Genomic DNA, 18347 nt, shown 5'->3' on the forward strand with positions numbered 1-18347 from the left:
CGGCCCCGCGCCGTTGCTCCATGCTAGGGGATCACCCCTCGTACGTCTTGAGGCATGCCTCTGCAAGATCGAAGTGCGCCCGAGTGCCGTGCTCGGGAGCTCAGGTGATGGCCTGACCGGCGTAGTCGTTGGCTGAGCCGCAGTCTTCTACAAGGAGATACGCCACGTTGTCGGCGTTGGCGGTGACGGTCCATGTCTGTGCCACTCCGCCTTGGACGCCGGTCCAGCACAGTGCGGTTGTGATGGTGCTGCCTGTGGTGTTGGTCAGGATGGTCTGGAAGGAGACCGCCGCGTTCGCCGGGGAGCCTTGCAGGTTGCTGACGCGTATCTGGTTCTTGTAGATCGTCCCGGAGACGTTGTTCTTCCGGATCCGGTACAGCGCGTAGTTGCTGCTCGGTGCTCTGTGGAGAGCCCAGACGGAGACCCTGTAGGCGCGGCCGGTCTCGAAGGTGATGCTGTCGGTGGTGATGATCGCCGTCTGGGTGCTGGAGAACGTGACGTCGGTGGTGAGGGTCTGCTGGGCGACGAACCCCCGGCCCTGGGCTCGTCCGTGGACGCTGAGATCGCGGTCGACGGCGAATCCGCTGGAGGTGAGCCTGGCGGAGGACTGCGCCGAGTCGCTGGGGGCGTCGCGGACGTACAGCTCGATGGAGGAACCGACGCTGGACGTGTCCGCCCCGTAGCCGTTGATGTAGGCCACGCCGTTGCCGCCGAGGTCGTTGGCGTGCAGGTTGAACACGGACCCCGAATAGCCGGGGACGTGCGCCTGCAGGAACAAGCCGGTCTCCTGGGCTGACCCGCTCACCTTGGGGGCGGTGAGCGAGATGCTGGGGATCTCGTAAGTGACCCCGCCTTGGAAGCCGTAGGCGAGGGCCGTGCGGAGTTCCGCTGGCGCCGATTCCTGGGCAGACCCCGAGTAGAACGCGATGAATCCCGTCTCCGGGTTGGTGTTGCCGGGGCTGATGACAACGCGCTGACCGGTCGCCGCGGTCCGCAGCACACCGCCGGTGATCGTGGCGCCGCTGATGAAGGCGCCTCGGATCGTCTTGCCGTTGATGGCGTCGGCGTCGAGCATGGCCGCTGTGATCGACCCCGCGGTCAGCAGAGCGATCCGGGCCGAGTTCGCCTCCAGGTGGTCACCGGTGATGGAGGAGAACTTGATCTCCCTGCCAGTGATGGTCTGGGCGACGACATTCCGGCCGACCACCGAGTCGGCTGCCAACTCGTTGGCGCCGATGGACTCGGCGAGGATGAGGCCGGCCACGACCAGGGTGCGCAGCTCGGCGTTGTCGAACCAGGCCCGCCCCTTGGTGACTTCGGAGGCCTCCACCACCAGTGCGGCGGACACGGTGTCGGGCGGGGCCTGGACTTGGGCTGTCACTCTCCTCCACGGTCCGCCGAGGGTCGGTGCTTCAGCAGCCTCGCCGTAGCCGATGACGGCTCCGGCCGCGTCCTGGTACCGCAGGACGATCTTCGTCCCGGTTCCGTCGAAGTTCTCGGAGACCCGGTAGTCCACGGCGATGAAGTGCCGCTCGCCGGGCAGTACCGGGAACTGGCTCAGGACGAGGTTCTTCCACGTCACGGTGTCGCTGGTGCAGTCGACCGTGAGGGCTTGCGGCGAGTCGGCACCCGGGGTCGCCAGGGTCCAGTCCGGGCGCTGCCCTTCGGGGAGTTCGGCGAGCAGGGCCAGGGTCGCCGGGCCTTCGAACGACGGATCGGGGACCAGGTTCCCTACGCCGACGGCCAGTTGATCCGGACCGATCGCACCGAGTTGCACCTTGGCCCGCGTAACGGCCTCGTCCGCCAGCTTGGTCTCGGTGATGATCCCTTCGAGGACGTCCTCGGCCACGACGACCGCCGGTTCGACAGGTCCAGCCTGGTCGGACGGGGTGGAGGCGGTGCCAGAGGTGTTACGGGCCACAAGCCGTACGTACAGCGGCTGTTCGGCCGGTACGGGGATGGTGCCGCCCTGAGGCGATTCGAGCGTGGCCCGCAGAGTGCCAGGATTCGGCTCGAAGCCGTCTGTGGTGGAGGTGTGGATCTCCAGGCGGGCCCAGTCCAGCGGCACGGCAGTGGTGTCGGTGAAGGCGCCGGTCCAGGTCACGGCGATCCCGCCGAGGACCGGTACGGCGGTCGGTGCTGCTGGGGTGGGCGGGGGTGCGCCGTTGACGGCGGTCACGCCTGAGGTGCCGTCGGGCTGCTGGCCGATGATCGCGCGCAGTGAGCCGTCGTCGTCGAAGACCTCGACCGCGCCGTTCTCGATGGAGGAGTACGCCAGGCGGGCCGTGCGGGTGGTGCGGGCGAGCTGCTTCTCCAAGGCTGCGACCCGTGCGGCAAGGCGGGCGATCTCGGTGGTCACGTGGTGCCTCCTCCGTAGGTGAAACGATCGGCGCGCTGCATCTGGATCACGGCGTGCTCCTGCTCGTCGCCGGAGGCGGGTTTGATCTGCCAGCCGGTGATGCGGCCCCAGGTGTCGAAGTCGGTCCACTGGTCGTAGACGCGGACACGTACGTCGTCGCCGATCTGCCAGCTGCCAATCGGCGCCGAGGGGTGGTCGCGGACGGTGATCTCGGTGACGTCGCCGATGACCTGCCGGGCGACGCGTTCGGTGCGGGCACGGGCGGCAAGGCGGTCGTTGGCCTTCTCGGAGTGGACCTCAAGGAGGTATTCCAGGCGCAGGCGGTTGTCGCGTACGGCGTCGATGGCGCGGCGGCGGTTGCGGCCCTCGCCGGCGCCGAGGGCGACAACGACCTGAGCGGCATTGTCGGCGTCGTACTCCACGGGCACGGCCTTGAGGATGTTGACGCCGGTGGTGAAGGAGATGTCGGTGCGGCGTCTACCCAGGCGTGGCCAGCCGAGGCGGATGCGCATGCGGGGTGTGCCCCTGTTCCAGGTCACTTCTTCCGTCCACTCGGGGCCGCCCTCGACCACGGTCATGTCGTCGACGACGTCGCCCAGGCTCGGGGTGTCCCACCAGTTGACGCTGTACGGGTCGGCGGGTGTACCGACGGTGACCTTCGAGGTAGTGGCATCCACAGCGACGCCCAGGTCGCTGTCCGGCTGCTCCTGGACGTACGCCCACACGTGCCGGATCACCGTGCAGGGGTCGGCGTACGTGTAGGGGCCGCGGCCGCCCAGGTTGCCGTGCAGGTCGTGGCGGCGGTACGGGTACGAGCCAGGCCCGGCCGCCTCGACGTGCAGGGCCTGCCCCTCGGGGGAGGCGCGCCACACGATCCCGCCCCACATCAGCCGGGCGTCCCGTTCGGCGAACAGCAGCGTGTTGCCCGGATCGAGCTGGGAGCGCACCAGGTGTGCCAGGCGCGGTTCGATGGTGCCGAAGAACCCTCCGCCGGCCGACAGCGCGGGCCCGAACTCGACCCCGGTCAGCGGCAGATCCCACGCCACGACCTCGCCGGTCAGCGCGCGGGCGGCGATGTACCGGTAGGTCATCAGAGGGTGCCCTCGGTGAACTCGACGTCGGCGATCAGCGAGGTCGCCGCGTCGACCCCGAGGTTGCCCCACTCGTCCCTGGAGGGCCGGGTACGGACGTAGAGGTCCTGGGTCGTGCCGCGCAGTGCCGCAGCGACCGTGATCGTGTCCGCGAGGACGACCGTGGAGCGCCGTACGCCAGAGCCCTGGTCGTCGTCGATGGAAGTGATCTGCCCGAGGTCGGTGCCCAGGACGGTTCGCATGTGCGCGAACACGTCGGACTCCGACAGGCGCAGCCCGGCGATGGTCACCACCAGTTTGGCGGTGGTGGCCCAGGCGGGGACCGGGACTCTCCAGCGGGCCGGGGCAGGCCAGTTGTACCACTGGCCGTTCTGGGCGATCAGCCTGCTCAGCGAGGACGGGTACGCGGTGTACAGCTTGCGGTCCCGGCGCGGGTTCGCAATCCGCCGCAGATCCGTGATCATCGCGTTGGTGATCGTGGCCGTGTTCGCCGGGATGTCGAGGCGGGCCAGCGGGATCGCGGTCATGCCCGACGGGGCCGTGCTGGCTGTGGCGGACACACCGGACACGACGTGGAAGTAGCCGATGTCGTCGGCGGCCGGGTCCCGATTGCCTTCGTACTCCGGGTCTTCCACGCGCAGGCAGACCAGGTCGGAGCGGGCCGAGGAACCGGTCGGGGCGATCGGCACACTGGCGTCGCCCACGTTGTACTGGGTGTAGGAGCCCTGGCCCCACGCGGCGCCCGTCACGACGGCCGAGCCATCGCCGACGCGAACGCCGGCGCCGGGGGTGGCCCATTGCCTGACCTTCAGGTCGTTTCCCTCGGTCACGCCCTGGCTGCCGCGTGACATGTCGCGGATCATCATGCGGAAGGCTCGGGCGGGGTGGGTTCCGCCGTGGGTGAGCATGGGCGGCTGGATCAGCGCCATATCGGTGCGGCTCCTAACAAGGGCAAGGCCCTACAGGGCGGTGTACGCGTCCCGCCAGGACACGGTGAGGCGGGCGGTGTTGGTGTAGTCGGTCGCGCCCCACCGGATCTCGCTGGTGCCGGCGGGGATGGTGAACAGGTCCAGGCGGGAGGCGGCGGTGAGGGCCGCTGAGGCGTTGCCGGTGCCGTTCCTCAGCACCCAGCGGGTGCCGGGTCGGGTGTCGATCCGCAGGTACTCCCCCACGCCGGTGCTGTTCGTCAGCTCCAGGGCACGCCCGGTCTCCACGATCCAGACCCTTGGGTTCACAGCGGGACCGGTGATGGTGATGCTGGGCCAGGCGGGAAGGTCACCGGCGTTCGTGACCCAGCCGGGGCGCTCCATGGGGTCGGCGACCCCGGTGGTGATCGGCGCGGTCACGGGGGCGGTGAAGCCTTCGTCATTGTCATCGAGAGCCAGGGGCAGCGTGATCTGCTTCTCGGTGTCGTCGTGCCATCGCGGGTCGGTCGCACCGAATTCCAGAGTGAGCGGGATCCATCCGTACAGGCTCTGCGTCATGGTGACGGCCTCCACGCGGCGCACTCGCCCGTGCAAGCGGCGGACTCCCCGGCCCGGCCACAGCACGCGCAGTACGTCCAGCGCGCCAGCGGTCTTGCGGACGGACGGGTTGGAGGCCGCCCGGTGCAGCGCGGCCAGGGCCTCGTTCGCGGCAGCCGGATCGCCGGGGGTGCGGATTCCCGCCTCGATGGTGACCGTGCGCGGCCTGTAGAGGTCGACTCCGGGGAACGCGCCGTCGTCGGTGGGCAGTTCGACGTCCTGGGTACGCAGCTCCGGCGTTCCCAGTCCTGTGACGTCGCCGAGGAGGTAGGGGGTGCCGGGGCCGAGGAGGACGCCCGCGAAGTCGATCTGGTAGTCAGTGGTGGGGGCGGGCATCAGATGCGGCCTCCGCGCTGGGCGTTGCGCAGACGCCGCATGATCGCGGCGCCGATGTCGTCGGCTGTCCTGCGGTCTGCGGTGCCGTTGACGGTCACGGGCATCGAGCCGACGAGTGCGGCGGGCCGCTCCTCGCGTATGACCACGACCTGGATGCCGGCCTGTGGGCGGGCGTCGACGAGCCGGACGGGGCCGGGGCCGCCCGACGTGCTGAGCTGGTAGCCGAAGCGTGCGGCGACGTCCTGCAATACGGCGGTCGCCGAGCCGCGCTGGGTTTGGCCGAGCGGGATGAACGCCTCGCCCTGGGTGGCTGGTTCGGCGAAGCGCACGATGCCGTTGCTGGTGGCGTAGATGCCGGGGGTGAGGATGCCTCCGCTGAGGTAGGCGAGGCCTTTGGCGGCCTTGTTCAAGTCGGCGAGGAACCGGTTGGCCTTGCTGCCGCGGGCCTTTCTGATTCGGGCCTTGCCGAGGGTGGCGATCTCGATGATGCGGTCCTCGTCCAGCTCGGTTGCCTCGGCGACGTCGTGGATGCCGGTCTTCGAGGTCGTGATGGCCCCGATGATCGCCAGCAGGTCGGGCAGGTCCTCGTCGGGGATGGTCTTGTTCGCCGACTTCGCGGCCTTGTTGGCGGACTTCGCCTTCTTCCTGGACTTCACCGCTTCGGCGGCCAGGGCCTCCGCGTCCTCGTCGCCCTGCTCGGCGAGGAGCGTCGCGAGGTCCTGGTAGCCCATCGCGGCGAGCCTGGCGAGGTTCGTCTCGAACGCCTTCTGGTCCTTGACTGCGGCCTTGAGCTGGGTGGTGAAGTCGCCCAGGGTGGCCTTCGCGATCACGCCCAGCCGCTGAAGGTCCTTCGTCATCTCTTTGAGGTACTTGGAGCTGCCGGTGGCCATCTTGCGGGTCAGTTCCACCCCGTCCTCGCCCATGGCCTCCAGGGCGTCGGCGACGTCCTGCCCGGCGCGGCGGGCCACCCTGGCGAGGTTCCTGCGCCAGGCGGCGGCCTTCTTCGACGCCTTGTCGAGGTTCTTCTCGAACAGAGCCAGGTCGAAGATCTCGACCTCCTTCCCCTTGCGCTTGACGGTACGCATCGAGTCCGAGCGGACCGATGACACCTGCACCAGCTCGGACAGGCTCGTGGGGCTGTACGACCAGCCGGACAAGCCGCCGTCGGCGTACCACTCGATGTGGCGGCCGCCGAGGCGCCGTACGGTCTCTTCGGCGATCGCCCGGGAGCGGACGCGCTTGGAGGGGTGAAGGGGTATGTAGCTTTCGCCCCCAGTGGAGGGCTCCGCCCACACTCGCCAGGCGCCCGCGGGGGCGACCTGCGCGACGTGGTTCTCACGTCGGATGCCGCCGTCGGCGTAGAAGTCGAGCACGGAGCCGTCGGCCTGCGGTGCCTGGATCCTGTCCGGGACGCCGTTGGCATCACGGTCGTAGGACGTGGCCTGTCGCTTGATGACCAGCGGGACGACGATCGGTGGCGGCTGATTCGCCGTCACGCTGACAGTGACGGTCTTGCTGCCGGGGATGCTCTGCACCGAGACCCCAATGGCGTCGAGCTGCGACTGGACGGCGGCCATGTCGCCGGATAGCAGAGCGGACGTGAGGGACGCGGCGGCCTGTGATCCCTTCTCCCGCGACACGACCGTGATCAGGTCGAGCATCCCGGCCCACGAGTCCCGCGCGTTCCGACCTGCCGTGTGGAAGGCTCCGACCACGCCTGCCAGGTCAGGGACCTTCACCTCCGCATCGGCGCCCCAGATCGCCTTGAGGGTGCCCATGGCCGTCTCGATCCGGCCGTCGAGGAGGGCGTCCTTGAAAGCGGCGGCCGAGTCCTGGCCCTTGCGCCGGGCGACCTCGGCGATCAGCTCCATGCCGCGCTCCAGCTGTTGGCGGGCGTCAGCCGAACTGGCCTTCGCGGCCTCGCCGAGCTGGCTGAACGCCATCTTCGAGGTGACCCGGGCGAACGCGGCCGGATCGTTCGTCTCCGACGCCTTCGCCCACTCGCGGGCGATCTTCTCGCCGTACTGGGCGGCGATCGCGGGCAGCAGGTCCAGGCCCTGCTTGTACGCCTCGGTGGACCGCGCGGCATCCTCGGTGACGATCGCCTGCATCTCGTCGGCGATCTTCGTCTTGCCCGCCCTCAGGCTCGTGACGAGTTCGGCGAGCATGGGCGCCGAGTCGACCCCGAGCTCGGCGAAGTGAGTGGTCAGGTCCCCGTACCCCTCGATCGCCAGCTCCGACAGATTCGACTGGAAGTCGCGCTGCGCCTCCGCCTGGGCGCGCAGTTCCCTCATGTAGTCGCGCAGCGACACCTTCGCGGAATCGGCGTCCTTGCCCGCCTTGCGCATGGCCTCGCCAGCCTTGGTCTGAGCGTCCTTGAACGCACGCGACGGGTCGACCGCGTCCCCCACCGCATCAGCGAGGGCCTTCATGTCCTCGGTGTATTGAGGGGCGCCGTTCTTGTCGAGCGGGATCAGCTGGTCCAGGTTCCATGCCGAGTTGCTGGTGGCCTGCTGCCGGATCTTCGCGGCGATGATGCGTTCCTGCTCCAGCCGCTCCTCGTAGTCCTTGATCGACTGATTCCAGATCCTGCGCCGGTCGTCGAGCGCCTTCTTCGCCTCGGAGAACCTGGTGATGTTCTCCACCCCGCCCGGCTCCTGACCGGCCCGGACCTTCCGGCTGTACTCCATCGAGTCCTGGTCGAGCCGCGCCTTGAGCGCGGACAGCTTCGCTCCACCGGAGGTGATCGCGTCGATGGCTTCGTTGATGTCCACCCCGGCGTTCTTCAGGGTGTCGATGTCGTCGCCACCGGTGATCTGCTCGACCAGCTTGCGCAGGGCCAGCCCGCTGCCCTGCTGCTCGTCCTCGGTCTGCAGCGCCTCGACCAGTTCCTCCGTCGCGTCCTTCGCCTTCTGCTTGGACGCGGTGTACGCGGCGTATCCGAGGGTGCCGACGGCGAGGAGCCCGGTCAGCCCGGACACGGCCAGACCCGCTCCGGACAGGACGGTGGGCAACAGCGCGCCACCGGCCCGGGTCGCGGCCAGGTTGGTGCGGAACGCGGTGACCTGAAGGCTCAACTTCGCGAACGCGGCCCTCGCGATCAGGGCCGTGGCGACGAGGACGGCCAGCCCGGCCGCCAGGGTCTTTACCGGTCCGGGAAGGTCGTTGACGGCTCCGGCGAACACGTTCAGGGATTCGCCGACCGCCTGCAGCGCCGGCAACAGCGCGCGGCCCAGGTCGATGCCCACCGCGCGGGCCTGGTTGCCGAACAGCTGCCACTGCCCGGCTGTGGTGTCCATCTGGATGTCGTAGGCCTTCTGCGTGGCCCCGGCCCGTTCGACCTCGTTGGCAATACCCGCGTATGTGTCGGCGTAGTTCTGTCCGTCCGCCGCCGCGAGCGCCAGCGCGGCACGGGTCGCGCGGATGTCCTTCCACAGGTTCGCCAGGTTCTCCGCCGTGCCCCCGGCGGCCCTGTTGAGCTTGTTGACCACCACGTACAGGCCGTCCTGCTCCACCGCGGACGCCGCCGACTCATAACCCAGCTCCTGGATGGCCTCCTTCACCTGCCGGGTCGGAATCATCAGCCGCGTCATCAGCATGTTCAGGGCCGTCGCGGACTCGGCGGCCGGGATACCGGCCAGCGTGATCGCCGCCAGCGCCGAGCTGAGGTCATCGAACTCGACGCCGGCGGCTGCCGCCATCGGCACCACGTCTCCGAGCTGCTGCGCGAGTTCCTCGAACGAGATCACGCCGAAGTTGACGGTCTGGAACATTACGTCCATGACGTCGACCGCGTCCGCGGCTTCCAGCCCGTACGCCTTCAGGACGCCCAGCAGGGCGCGTGCCGAGGTCTCCGACGTGGTCAGGCCGGCGGCGGCACCCTGTGAGGCGACCTTGAGGATCATCATGGCCTCGGCGCCGTCGAAGCCCGTGCTGACGATCTGATACAGGCCTTGGGCCAGCTGCTCCGCCGTCTGCGGCAGCTGTGTGGACAGCTCGACGATCTGGTCGGTGAACGCCTCGATGTTGTCGCCCGTGATCTGCTGGGAGATCGTCATGACGTTCGCCATCTCCCGCTCCAGCGCGATGGCGTTGGCCACGCCGACACCGAGGACAGCACTGATGATCAGCCCGTTCTGCGCGAGGGACGCCGCCCGCTGGTTCCGCGCCGCGGCGAGTTCAGCCTCTGCGCGGGCAGTGCGCCGGGCCGCCGTCTGGGCGTTGCGGGCGGCGGTGCGCTGCGCCTCGTCACGGGCCGCGACTGCGTTACGGGCCCGGCCCTCCGCGGTCGTCACCACTCCGGCCGCGCGGGCTGCCGCCGCCTGTGCGGCCGCAGTCCTCGCCTGAGCCGCAGCGTGGGCCTGGGCCGCCCGGGCTGCGGTGGCCTGGGCAGCAGCAGCCGTCCGCGCGGCTGCCGCTGCGCCCCGCCCGGTGGCGGCGGCAGCACGCGCAGCCATCGTCTGTGCGAGTGCCTGAGCACGGGCGGCCCGCGCCCCGGCGGCCGACTGGGCCGCGGCGGCGGCCTGGGCACGGGCAGCGGTCCGGGCAGCGACTGCCTGCGCGCGGGCGGTGATCTGCTGCACCTGAGCAGCCCTCTGCGCGGCCTGCGTCACCTGCGCATGGGAGCGCACCATCTGCGCCGATGCCGCCGCCTGCGCGCGGGCGAGCCGCGTGGTGGCGGCCTGTACCTGGTTCAGTCGGCCACCGACACCGGCGAGTTGTCCGTCGAACGCCCGGAGCTGAGTCGCTCCTGAACGCAGGCCACTCGTCAGATGGCCGAAGTTGGCCATCATGTTGACGTACAGGTTGTACGTGCTGGCCACGGCTACCTGTCCTTCCGGGGCCGAAGCCCGATCTTGACCCCGCGCCCTTCCGGGCCCTCCGGCACCTGGTCCCGCTCCATCTCGATCAACTCGCACCCCGGGCAGCGGCTCGTCTCCGGGATGTAGGCGAACCGGTCACCACCGTGCGTCTCGTCCCACTCCGCCGCCCGGGTGCCGCAACCGCTGCACACCGTGCGGGTGTACGCCAACCACGCCAGAGCCTTCGCCCGGTCCAGGGCCGTCCACCGCCCCTGTCCGGCGCCGGTGAACTGCGAGTGCGGGATGCCGTACTGCGCGCACAGCTCCATCTCGGCCCGGAAGCCGGGATCATCGATCAGCCTTTTCCCAGGTCGGCCCGGAGGGTCTGGTTGGGCATCAGCGCGGCAGTGAACAACGCCTTGGCGTCCGCGTCCGACCAGGTGTCCAGGAGTTCCTGTGCATCGCTCTCGGTCATGCCGTCCACCGAGCACGCGGCGATCAGGGCGGCAGGGAACGTCTCGACGTTGTACTCGTGCCCCATGTCCGCCTGCGCCTCGGTCGGAGGGTGCTCACGCAGCAGCTGCGCCCACACCGGCTGGGGAAGAGCACGGAAGGTGAGCCGGATCGTGCCCTCCTCCAGCGCGTTCTCGGCCGCCTGGAGTGCGGCGACCGCGGCAAGTACGTTGGGGCGGGCCTGGACCCACTCCTCCCGCTGCTCCTCTGCTATGCCCTGCTCGATCGACTCCGCCGAGGCCGTGGTGCGGGCCTTGGCGAGCGCGAGAGCCGCTTCGTTGACGGCCGTCTTCAGGCGCGGCTCGTCGACGAACGTGACAGGGCGCTCGGGGAGTTGTCGGGCCCGGAGCCGGGCCATCTTCGCGGCCCAGTGCGCGTCCTTCGCGACGGCCTGGGCCGACGGTTCGTGCGTCGTCGTAGTGGTCGTGGTCGTGGTCGCGGTCGTGGCCATGCGGTACCCCCAGGTGGTCAGGCCGCGGCCGGGATGGCCGCGTCGAGGGTGGGCTCGGCGGTGACGGCGAAGCTGACCTTGAACTTCGCGGGCTCCGCGCTCGCTGTGAAGGCGGCCGCGCGGCTACCGACCCGGACGGGGAAGATGTCCATCGGCTTGCTGCCGACGCTGTCGCCCTCGCTGCCGGCGATGTCGCCCTTGCGGAGGATGACGATGTACCCCTCGACGCCCTTGGACAGGAGTGACTCCAAGGTGCCGTCGATCTTGTCCTCGTAGAACGTCAGGGAGCTGTTGTCGGCCTTGTCCTCACCGGGGATGTTCGACGTGAACTCGCTGGCCATGTCCGGGGTGTCGATGGCGGTGTTCTCCAGTGCCCAGCCCTCGATGTCGGAGATGGCCGCCGACAGGTCGGTGCCATTGGGGCTGCCCAGCTCCGGGCGGGTGGGGATGTTGGTCGAGGCCTCGATGGCCTTGAGGAAGAGGAACTTCGTGACGCCGCGGCGCATGTACCGCTGCTGCGTGACAGCCACTGACTCTCGCTCTCCGAGGACCGGCCCCGAGAGCGCACCGGAGGCCCGTCCCCTACGAATCGCGCGATGCGAAAGGGGAGTTCGGCCCGTACCGGTGTGGCCGGGCGTCCGCGACAGGGCCTCCGCGGTGAGGTGGCTGATACGTCAGGACCCGAGAGTGGTCACGGTGAGGACGTACCGCTGCACGTAACTGTATACGCCGCCACTGACGGTGACTCCTTCCTCCTTGTCGAGCTCCCGGCCAATGACTGCACATCCGGCGACGGTGACGGCGTTGACGAAGTCGCCGCTGCTCGTCCGACCGAGGATCGCGGTACGCACCCTGTCGGCCATCCACTCCGCCTGCTCGGCGGTGAGGGCCACTGAGGTGACCTGGAACAGCACCCGGGCGTCTGCGTCGGCATCACCGTACGCGGGACCGGAGGTGGTGATGCCCAACGGATACAGCACGCTGTACGGAATCGTCGCCCCGCTGGGCGTGCTGGACGAGGTCGGCGCCGTACCGTACCCGCACGAGCGGGTCGTCGCGGCAGCGAGCATCGACTGCGCGGCCAGTGACACGAGCCGACCGGAGACGGGCATGTCCACTCCTCCTCTTTGTCCGCGTGGTTGAAGCGGCGGGTTGGTGTGCCGACCTCCACGCCGAGCAGGGAGTAGGGGGGGCAACCCCGCCGATGCCGCACCGCCATCTCGGTCGAAGGCTCGATCGTCCTCGCGTCGTCCCCTTGCTTCGGTGGCCATGACCGTGCGGGAGGAAGGCAGCCGGTATCCGTTCTGCTGGCGCGCTTCGTTGGCTGCATGTGCGGAACCGTGCTGACATTGCCGCCGCCACTCACAGCCCGTCGCGGATGGTCTCGCCGAGCGTCGTCAGGAAGAGAGGCCGGATCTCCTCGACGGCAGGTCCGACATGCGGGAAAGGTGGCTGGTTGAAGACTCTTCCCAGCGAGTCCTGGCCAACGAAGCCGAACTCCAGCCTTCTGGCCTGGGGCTTGCTGGTACCCACCACGGCCGTGACGGAGACAGCGTTCGCCGACACCTCATGCGTCCATGAGCGGCGGTAGTCGCCGGTCGGGGCGTTCGGGCCCGGCCGACCGCTGGCCTTCGCCTTGATGCGGGTCTCCAGCAGCATCGCGTAGTGCCGGACCACCCCCGTCACCTCCGGCAAGGTCCTGACGGCACGAGCGTCCAACTGGGCGGCGATCTGTAGCGCGTTGGAGTACACCCCAGTCGGCGGGCGGGCAGTCGTGCGCGGAGTCCGCGAGGAGGCCACGAGCTATTCCTCCTGCGCAGACGGCTCGTTGGCGCCCTGCCACTGGCCGAGCGCCCATTCACGCAGCTGGGCAAGCATGACCCGAGTGAGCTCGTGCGGTCTGCCGTCCATCAGATCGTGCCGGGCCAGTGCCGCCGTCTCCAGCTCACGGGGATCAATCGCTTCAAGAAACGCGGCGGCGGCCGGCCCGGGGTCCGGCGGCTCACCGACCACCACACGCGCAGTCCCGTCGAACACGGTGCCCGCCGAGGCGCTCGCCGACAGCCACACGACCATCTCGGCTACCTCGCTGGCCCGGTGGGTGATCGTGTAGGCGGCCAACAGTTCGGAGACGTCGTGCCCGTCGATCTCCACCACGGCGCTGTGGCCGGAGGCGGCGACTTTCACGGGGCGCACATCAACAGCCATTGCAGATTGCTCATCTTTCAAAAATGTCACCTAAATAACCTAAGGCCAGTCAGTGTCGGCGGCGAACCCCTCCCCCAGGCACCACCGATCCCCGGGTTTCAGGCGCCGGTGAAGCCTCGGCAACGCCGCTTCCGATCACGGTGGCGTGATCTCGTCCAGGCGGGTAACCCGCGCGATCTCCACCGTCGACGCCTCCGACGGATCGAGGACCTGCCACACCCGCCCCAGCGTCGCCGCATGTTCCGCCGCCGCCTCGATGACCTCCACCCGGTCGTAACGCGACGGCACCGGCGTGGAGATCGGGGTAAGAAGCCGGTACCAGGACACCGTGTCATCCAGCCACTCACGGCCCAGCACATGCTGCGCAGTAACCTGCCCGTGCCCAGACAACACCGCGCCAGGGCCCTCGTACACGAGAGCCGAGGGCACCGGGCCAAGCAGCCCCGTTTCGGAGTCCAGAACCGCAGTGCCAGTCGGCCGGCTAATGCGCACGGTGTCGACCAGCACCACAGCCTCCAGGCGCTGTCGCTCCTCCGCCGTATCAACGGGCGTACTCACGCGGCACTCCCACTACTCTGCGTCTCCTGATCCAGCCAAGTCGTACGCACCACGGCGAGCGTGGACGTCTCCCCAATGTCGAGCACCCGCCAAGTACGGCCCACCGCCACCGGATCGGCGGCAGCCGTGATCATCACCGTGTCCTCACGGGAGGCAACCGGCGCGGCAAGCGGAGTGAGCAGCTTGTACCGGGACGTGAAGTCGTCCACGTACGCCTGCCCTTCGAGATGCAGCACGATGCCCGGACCTCCATCTGGGAAGATCCCACCCGGCCCTTCGTACACGGTGACAGGCGGTCCCGGCTCGTACTGCCCGGTGTCCGGGTTGAAAACCGGCTCACCCGGTCGGTAGATCCTCACCGTGTCGGTGAGGATCTTCTTCTCGACGATCTCGCTGACGGCCCCAAGGGTCAGTCCCTCATTTACAGGAACGCTCATGCGCCTGAGCGTAGGCGGCGGCACAGACAGCCTCAGGCGCAGCACAGATCGCCAAAGCACCTCCTGGATCGGGCCACGCCTCAAACCCAGCCTTGTCCAACTTCCGTGCCACTTTCGTCCTACTTCCAGCGGGCGTTCGCTGCAACGTCCTACCGCTGTACTCCGGCAGCAAGGCACCGTGCACCCCTGGGGAGTTCGCCGCGTTCGACCCGGTACAGGATGTCGCCTTCCCGCCGGTCTGCGTGTCGAGTGAATCCCCGCACCGAAACATGTCGGACCCTGTGGATAACTTCGAGGGCCCGAAGGCGGGTGGGGCGCCCGCTGTGTTCCCCGGCCGGGCTTGCCTCTGTCGCTGGCCAAGACGTAAGTAGTAGAAGACGACATCCGAGTTGTCGCCGGAGGCCGAAAGCGGTCGGGGGCTCGCGCTGCTGGACGCCGTCGTGGACAAACGGGGTGTGGGGCCGAGATCGGGTGGCGGCAAGGCGGTCTGGTTCCAGTGTGAAATGCCTTGACCAAAAAGTCATGTACACGTAACGTCCGGGCCCTCTAGATGCCCGGGCGTACGCATGTCCATCCCCCCACCGCCTGGGGCTCCCTCGTATCCGTACCGGGAGAAAAGGACGTACCCCTGTGGGTTTAAGACGTGTGCGTCTCAGACGCGCCTTCCTGATGCTCTGCGCAGTGATCGTTTTGCTGGCTGCCACCGCGCAGACCCCCGCCCTCTCGGCGCCCGGGCGTGCCGGTGGGCCGCCGGGGCCCGCGGCCGGAATGGCCGGACAGACCAGGTCGCCCCAGCAGGAGACCGCTGCGGAGGCCACCGAGCCGCTTCCCGCGGCAGCGAAACAGAGCTTCAAGAACCAGAAGCAGGCCGATCGCAAGCCTCAGAAGGTCGAGGAGAAGCGGTCGAGGATCAAGCAAGGCGTCAGCTGCGACGAGCTGAGGCGTGATCCGGCGAAACGCAAAGGCGGCGCGGTCTGCGTCGAGGAGAGACGGGCCCCCGCCTCAGCCGCCCTTACCGCGGCCGACGCCCTCCCCGTCTGGTGCGACGGGGGCACGGCCCTCATCCAGGTGACCCGCTTCAGCATCTGCTCCGTGCGGTACTGGGGTGTCATCGTCTGGGACACCGACGGCAGCGAGCTCGGGATGGCCGACATCACCACCGCGCAGGAGATTGACACCGAGCCCAGGCAGTCGGACTTCATGGAGGAGTTCTACATGCGGGTCGATCGCATGGATCCCGCCCTGGCCACCGTGACCGTCTCCGCCAACACGGAGTGCAACTACCTCACCGGCTGCTCCGACGGCGGGCAGGACCCGTGGGTCGGCGAGCTGCCCCTGCCCTCGGTCGGCTACTGGTGGGAGGGCACCGTGCATCGCAGCTGGACCGGGGCGAACGGCCACGACTCGATCCTGATGCTGTGGACCCTGACGTTCACCAAGCCGGACAGCGGCAAGAGCTCCACCGTCTCGTGGGGCGGGTACGACTACGAGATCCGCTGCGACGACGAGATCGGCGGCACCGCGGGCTGTGTCGTCCCCAGCTACACCCCGACGATGGTCGTCGACGGCTCCGCCTACCCCGGCGCCCGTGACTACATCGGCCGCGTCCAGGCGAGCCTGGAGTCCCACATCGGCTGGCTGGGCATGGGCGAGGCGCTGCACCGCGAGGGCGACTCGACGGTGAGGGAGGAGAACCGCAAGAAGGTCTGTGACAGTTCGTGGGTCAAGGAGGACCGCTTCGGCGGGAAGAGCTATCCCGACCCCGACAGCATCGAGTGCGACGAGTTTCCCTTCGCCGCCACCAAGGAGAGCGGCGGCCAGACGGGCATCTCCTCGGGGACGGAGTGCCAGCAATGGACGGTCTGGCCGGGGGGTTCGGGATCCGGATGGCCGTCCACGGACTACGCCGTGCAGGCGTGGACGAAATCCGGCACCACCGGCGAGTGCGCCCGCGCCAGCATGCCCAGGAGGCAGAACGGCGGCGTGGGCACCGCGCTCAGCAACTTCTACCAGAACCAACGCATCCTCGACAGCGAGGACTTCTGGCTCGACTCCGGCGCGGCCTCCGTCTACGAGGACCCGGGCCCGGTCAAGGCCCACCAGCCGAAAAGCTGCTCTCTGAAGTCGCCGGTATTCTCCGAGGTGACGCCCGGTGCGGCCCCGCAGAGCGCCTTCCTGGACTACGCGAGGAGCACGCCGAACGGCTGGACCGGCGGCGACTCCACCTACTCGGTACGGCTACCCGACGGCCGTAACCTCTGGCTCTTCTCGGACACCTTCCTCGGGCCGCTCAACTCGGACGGCACCAGACCCACCAGCGCCCCACTGATCAACAGCTCCTTCGTCATCCAGGACGGTTCGAACCTGACGACGATCACCGGCCCGAACCGGACCGCGATCATGCCCAACAACGATGCCGGCCACTGGTACTGGCTCGGCGACGGAATGATCGCGGAGCGCGGCGGCACCAAGTACCTCCAGGTGATCTTCCAGGAGTACTACCGCTTCGGCGACGGCCTGTGGGACTGGGGCTGGCACCACAGCGTGCTGGCCACCTTCTCGCTCTCCGACCTCAACTCTCCTTTGAGTGTCGTCCCGTTGCCCTCGGCCGGGGGCGTCACCTGGGGATCGGGCATCCTGCCGTCCAGCAAAAGCGGCGACGGATACACGTACATCTACGGCGTGGACGACGCCCCCACCAAGAAGTCGATGCGCGTCGCCCGCGTCCTGGGCGACGACCTCAACACCCGCTGGGAGTTCCTCGACCCGGCGAACAACCGGTGGGCACTCGATGAGCGGCGCACCTCCAACACTCTGACCGGCGTGGCCAACGAATACAGCGTCACCCCCTGGAACGGCCAGTTCATGCTGCTCACCCAGGACAGCAACCTGGCCTTCAACGCCCAGGTGTACTCCTACTCCTCCTGCGATCCAGCAGGCGGATGGTACAACCAGGCAGAGGTGTACAAGATGCCGGAGACCGGGCTGTGGGGCACGTACGGCGACGAAAACATCTTCGCCTACAACGCGCACATACACCCGCAACTGAACTCCGACGGAACCCACTTCACCTTCAGTTACAACGTCAACACGTTCGACAGCCGGGTCTCCGAGGAAGGCTCGCACTACAAGGACCCCAGCATCTACAAACCCCGCTGGGTATCCTTCGCCGTTCACCCCAATCCCTGCCCACCGAGATGCTGACAGGATGACGGAATGACCGACGGACTCCGCTGGGTGTTCGAGGCGTACCCCTTCGGTTACAGCCTCATCTTCTGCGAGGACCTCACACCGGAGGAGGTGCTTCAGCGACTCGGCGCCCGGCGCGAGTCCGTCTTCCCGCTCACCCGAACCGAGGCCCAGGAGATCGAGGTCCGCAACGCGGCGGACGAGCCGTACGACCTTGACCACCTGGACGACCTGGATGTGGAGGCGGTGGAGGAACGGGGTTTCCTACGACGCGAGACGGACGCCGTGATCCGGGCCGGGGCGATCGAGGGCTGGTCCTTCGCGATCCAGGCCTCCACGTCGTATGTATCCTCCCGCGGCTACCTTCCCGAACTCTCCCGGGATACCCGGGTCATCGCGGCCAGCCGGGACGTGAATGCCGTGCAGCGGGTGGAGTACGCGGTCGACGGGCGCATGCTGTCGTCCTTCGACCCCGGGATGCCCGCGTACGACGACGGCGCCGATCCGGCGGCGTTCGGCTGGCCGTCGGAGAGCGAGGGCATGAGTTCACCGCAGGTGCTGGAGTATCTGGAGAGCCGGTTCGGGCTGTGGGTGCCGAAGGACTCCGAGGGGCAGCGGCTGCCAGCGGCGGGATTGTCGACGACCGGCCGATGAGTCACAGGGCACCCGCGGCGCCGGCAGCCCGGCCGCAGCCCTCGCGGTGTTCAAGCTCGTCGAGTCCGCCCAGGCCCGCTGGCAGTCAGTCACCGGAGCCCACCTGGTGCCCCTGGTCCGTGCGGGCGCCCGGTTCGAGAACGGCGTCCTGGTCGAGCGCCCTGAGCCTGCGGTGGCATGACCGTCGAAGTGTCAGAAACTCACTGGTCCAGCTGAATCCCGAACC

General features: G+C 68.6%; 15 protein-coding genes and 1 pseudogene. 3 read left to right on the forward strand and 13 right to left on the reverse strand.

Annotated elements, in window-relative coordinates; all coding sequences use genetic code 11:
• Nucleotides 1–100: 100 nt before the first annotated feature.
• The 13 genes from ACWD3C_RS14880 to ACWD3C_RS14940 all read right to left on the reverse strand — a co-directional run bounded on the left by ACWD3C_RS14880 (nt 101) and on the right by ACWD3C_RS14940 (nt 14278).
• On the reverse strand, nt 101–2359 hold the full coding sequence (locus tag ACWD3C_RS14880) for a hypothetical protein (RefSeq protein WP_451143807.1): 2259 nt from the start codon (nt 2357–2359) through the stop codon (nt 101–103).
• A complete protein-coding gene (locus tag ACWD3C_RS14885) occupies nt 2356–3450 on the reverse strand; it encodes a hypothetical protein (RefSeq protein WP_451143809.1) in 1095 nt (364 codons plus the stop codon). Before ACWD3C_RS14885 ends, ACWD3C_RS14880 begins: the two co-directional genes overlap by 4 nt.
• On the reverse strand, nt 3450–4379 hold the full coding sequence (locus tag ACWD3C_RS14890) for a hypothetical protein (protein WP_451143811.1): 930 nt from the start codon (nt 4377–4379) through the stop codon (nt 3450–3452). Before ACWD3C_RS14890 ends, ACWD3C_RS14885 begins: the two co-directional genes overlap by 1 nt.
• 30 nt (nt 4380–4409) lie before the next feature.
• Nucleotides 4410–5309, reverse strand: a complete 900-nt coding sequence (locus tag ACWD3C_RS14895) for a phage distal tail protein (protein ID WP_451143813.1) — start codon at nt 5307–5309, stop codon at nt 4410–4412.
• The gene (locus tag ACWD3C_RS14900; RefSeq protein ID WP_451143815.1) at nt 5309–10132 is read right to left on the reverse strand and encodes a phage tail tape measure protein; all 4824 of its coding nucleotides are present in this window, start codon (nt 10130–10132) and stop codon (nt 5309–5311) included. The genes ACWD3C_RS14895 and ACWD3C_RS14900 overlap by 1 nt, the downstream gene beginning before the upstream one ends.
• Before the next feature lie 2 nt (nt 10133–10134).
• Nucleotides 10135–10440 (reverse strand): hypothetical protein, encoded by a 306-nt coding sequence (locus ACWD3C_RS14905; RefSeq protein ID WP_451143817.1) that lies wholly within the window; start codon nt 10438–10440, stop codon nt 10135–10137.
• Between the two features lie 26 nt (nt 10441–10466).
• Nucleotides 10467–11075 (reverse strand): hypothetical protein, encoded by a 609-nt coding sequence (locus ACWD3C_RS14910; protein WP_451143819.1) that lies wholly within the window; start codon nt 11073–11075, stop codon nt 10467–10469.
• A gap of 17 nt (nt 11076–11092) precedes the next feature.
• A complete protein-coding gene (locus ACWD3C_RS14915; RefSeq protein ID WP_451143821.1) occupies nt 11093–11605 on the reverse strand; it encodes a phage tail tube protein in 513 nt (170 codons plus the stop codon).
• Between the two features lie 144 nt (nt 11606–11749).
• Entirely contained in the window at nt 11750–12187 is a 438-nt protein-coding gene (locus ACWD3C_RS14920; RefSeq protein WP_451143823.1) for a hypothetical protein, read from the reverse strand.
• 250 nt (nt 12188–12437) lie between these two features.
• The gene (locus ACWD3C_RS14925; protein WP_451143825.1) at nt 12438–12875 is read right to left on the reverse strand and encodes an HK97 gp10 family phage protein; all 438 of its coding nucleotides are present in this window, start codon (nt 12873–12875) and stop codon (nt 12438–12440) included.
• Between the two features lie 3 nt (nt 12876–12878).
• Nucleotides 12879–13283 (reverse strand): hypothetical protein, encoded by a 405-nt coding sequence (locus ACWD3C_RS14930; RefSeq protein ID WP_451143827.1) that lies wholly within the window; start codon nt 13281–13283, stop codon nt 12879–12881.
• A gap of 135 nt (nt 13284–13418) precedes the next feature.
• The gene (locus ACWD3C_RS14935) at nt 13419–13841 is read right to left on the reverse strand and encodes a DUF6093 family protein (protein WP_451143829.1); all 423 of its coding nucleotides are present in this window, start codon (nt 13839–13841) and stop codon (nt 13419–13421) included.
• Nucleotides 13838–14278, reverse strand: a complete 441-nt coding sequence (locus ACWD3C_RS14940) for a DUF6093 family protein (protein ID WP_451143831.1) — start codon at nt 14276–14278, stop codon at nt 13838–13840. The genes ACWD3C_RS14935 and ACWD3C_RS14940 overlap by 4 nt, the downstream gene beginning before the upstream one ends.
• Before the next feature lie 681 nt (nt 14279–14959).
• Between ACWD3C_RS14940 and ACWD3C_RS14945 the strand changes: the two genes are divergently transcribed.
• The 3 genes and pseudogenes from ACWD3C_RS14945 to ACWD3C_RS14955 form a co-directional block, all read left to right on the forward strand.
• Nucleotides 14960–17482, forward strand: a complete 2523-nt coding sequence (locus ACWD3C_RS14945) for a hypothetical protein (protein WP_451143833.1) — start codon at nt 14960–14962, stop codon at nt 17480–17482.
• A gap of 12 nt (nt 17483–17494) precedes the next feature.
• Nucleotides 17495–18121 (forward strand): DUF6461 domain-containing protein, encoded by a 627-nt coding sequence (locus tag ACWD3C_RS14950; protein ID WP_451143835.1) that lies wholly within the window; start codon nt 17495–17497, stop codon nt 18119–18121.
• 10 nt (nt 18122–18131) lie between these two features.
• A pseudogene (locus tag ACWD3C_RS14955) lies at nt 18132–18302 on the forward strand (IS256 family transposase); the annotation flags it as partial.
• Nucleotides 18303–18347: the final 45 nt, after the last annotated feature.

It is taken from the genome of Streptomyces sp. NPDC002845 (genome assembly GCF_053591955.1).

Coding starts and splice junctions, on each gene's coding strand:
- ACWD3C_RS14885 (WP_451143809.1), bottom strand. CDS start 3,450: ATGACCTACCGGTACATCGCCGCCCGCGCGCTGACCGGCGAGGTCGTG.
- ACWD3C_RS14890 (WP_451143811.1), bottom strand. CDS start 4,379: ATGGCGCTGATCCAGCCGCCCATGCTCACCCACGGCGGAACCCACCCC.
- ACWD3C_RS14895 (WP_451143813.1), bottom strand. CDS start 5,309: ATGCCCGCCCCCACCACTGACTACCAGATCGACTTCGCGGGCGTCCTC.
- ACWD3C_RS14905 (WP_451143817.1), bottom strand. CDS start 10,440: ATGGAGCTGTGCGCGCAGTACGGCATCCCGCACTCGCAGTTCACCGGC.
- ACWD3C_RS14910 (WP_451143819.1), bottom strand. CDS start 11,075: ATGGCCACGACCGCGACCACGACCACGACCACTACGACGACGCACGAA.
- ACWD3C_RS14920 (WP_451143823.1), bottom strand. CDS start 12,187: ATGCCCGTCTCCGGTCGGCTCGTGTCACTGGCCGCGCAGTCGATGCTC.
- ACWD3C_RS14930 (WP_451143827.1), bottom strand. CDS start 13,283: ATGGCTGTTGATGTGCGCCCCGTGAAAGTCGCCGCCTCCGGCCACAGC.
- ACWD3C_RS14940 (WP_451143831.1), bottom strand. CDS start 14,278: ATGAGCGTTCCTGTAAATGAGGGACTGACCCTTGGGGCCGTCAGCGAG.
- ACWD3C_RS14950 (WP_451143835.1), top strand. CDS start 17,495: ATGACCGACGGACTCCGCTGGGTGTTCGAGGCGTACCCCTTCGGTTAC.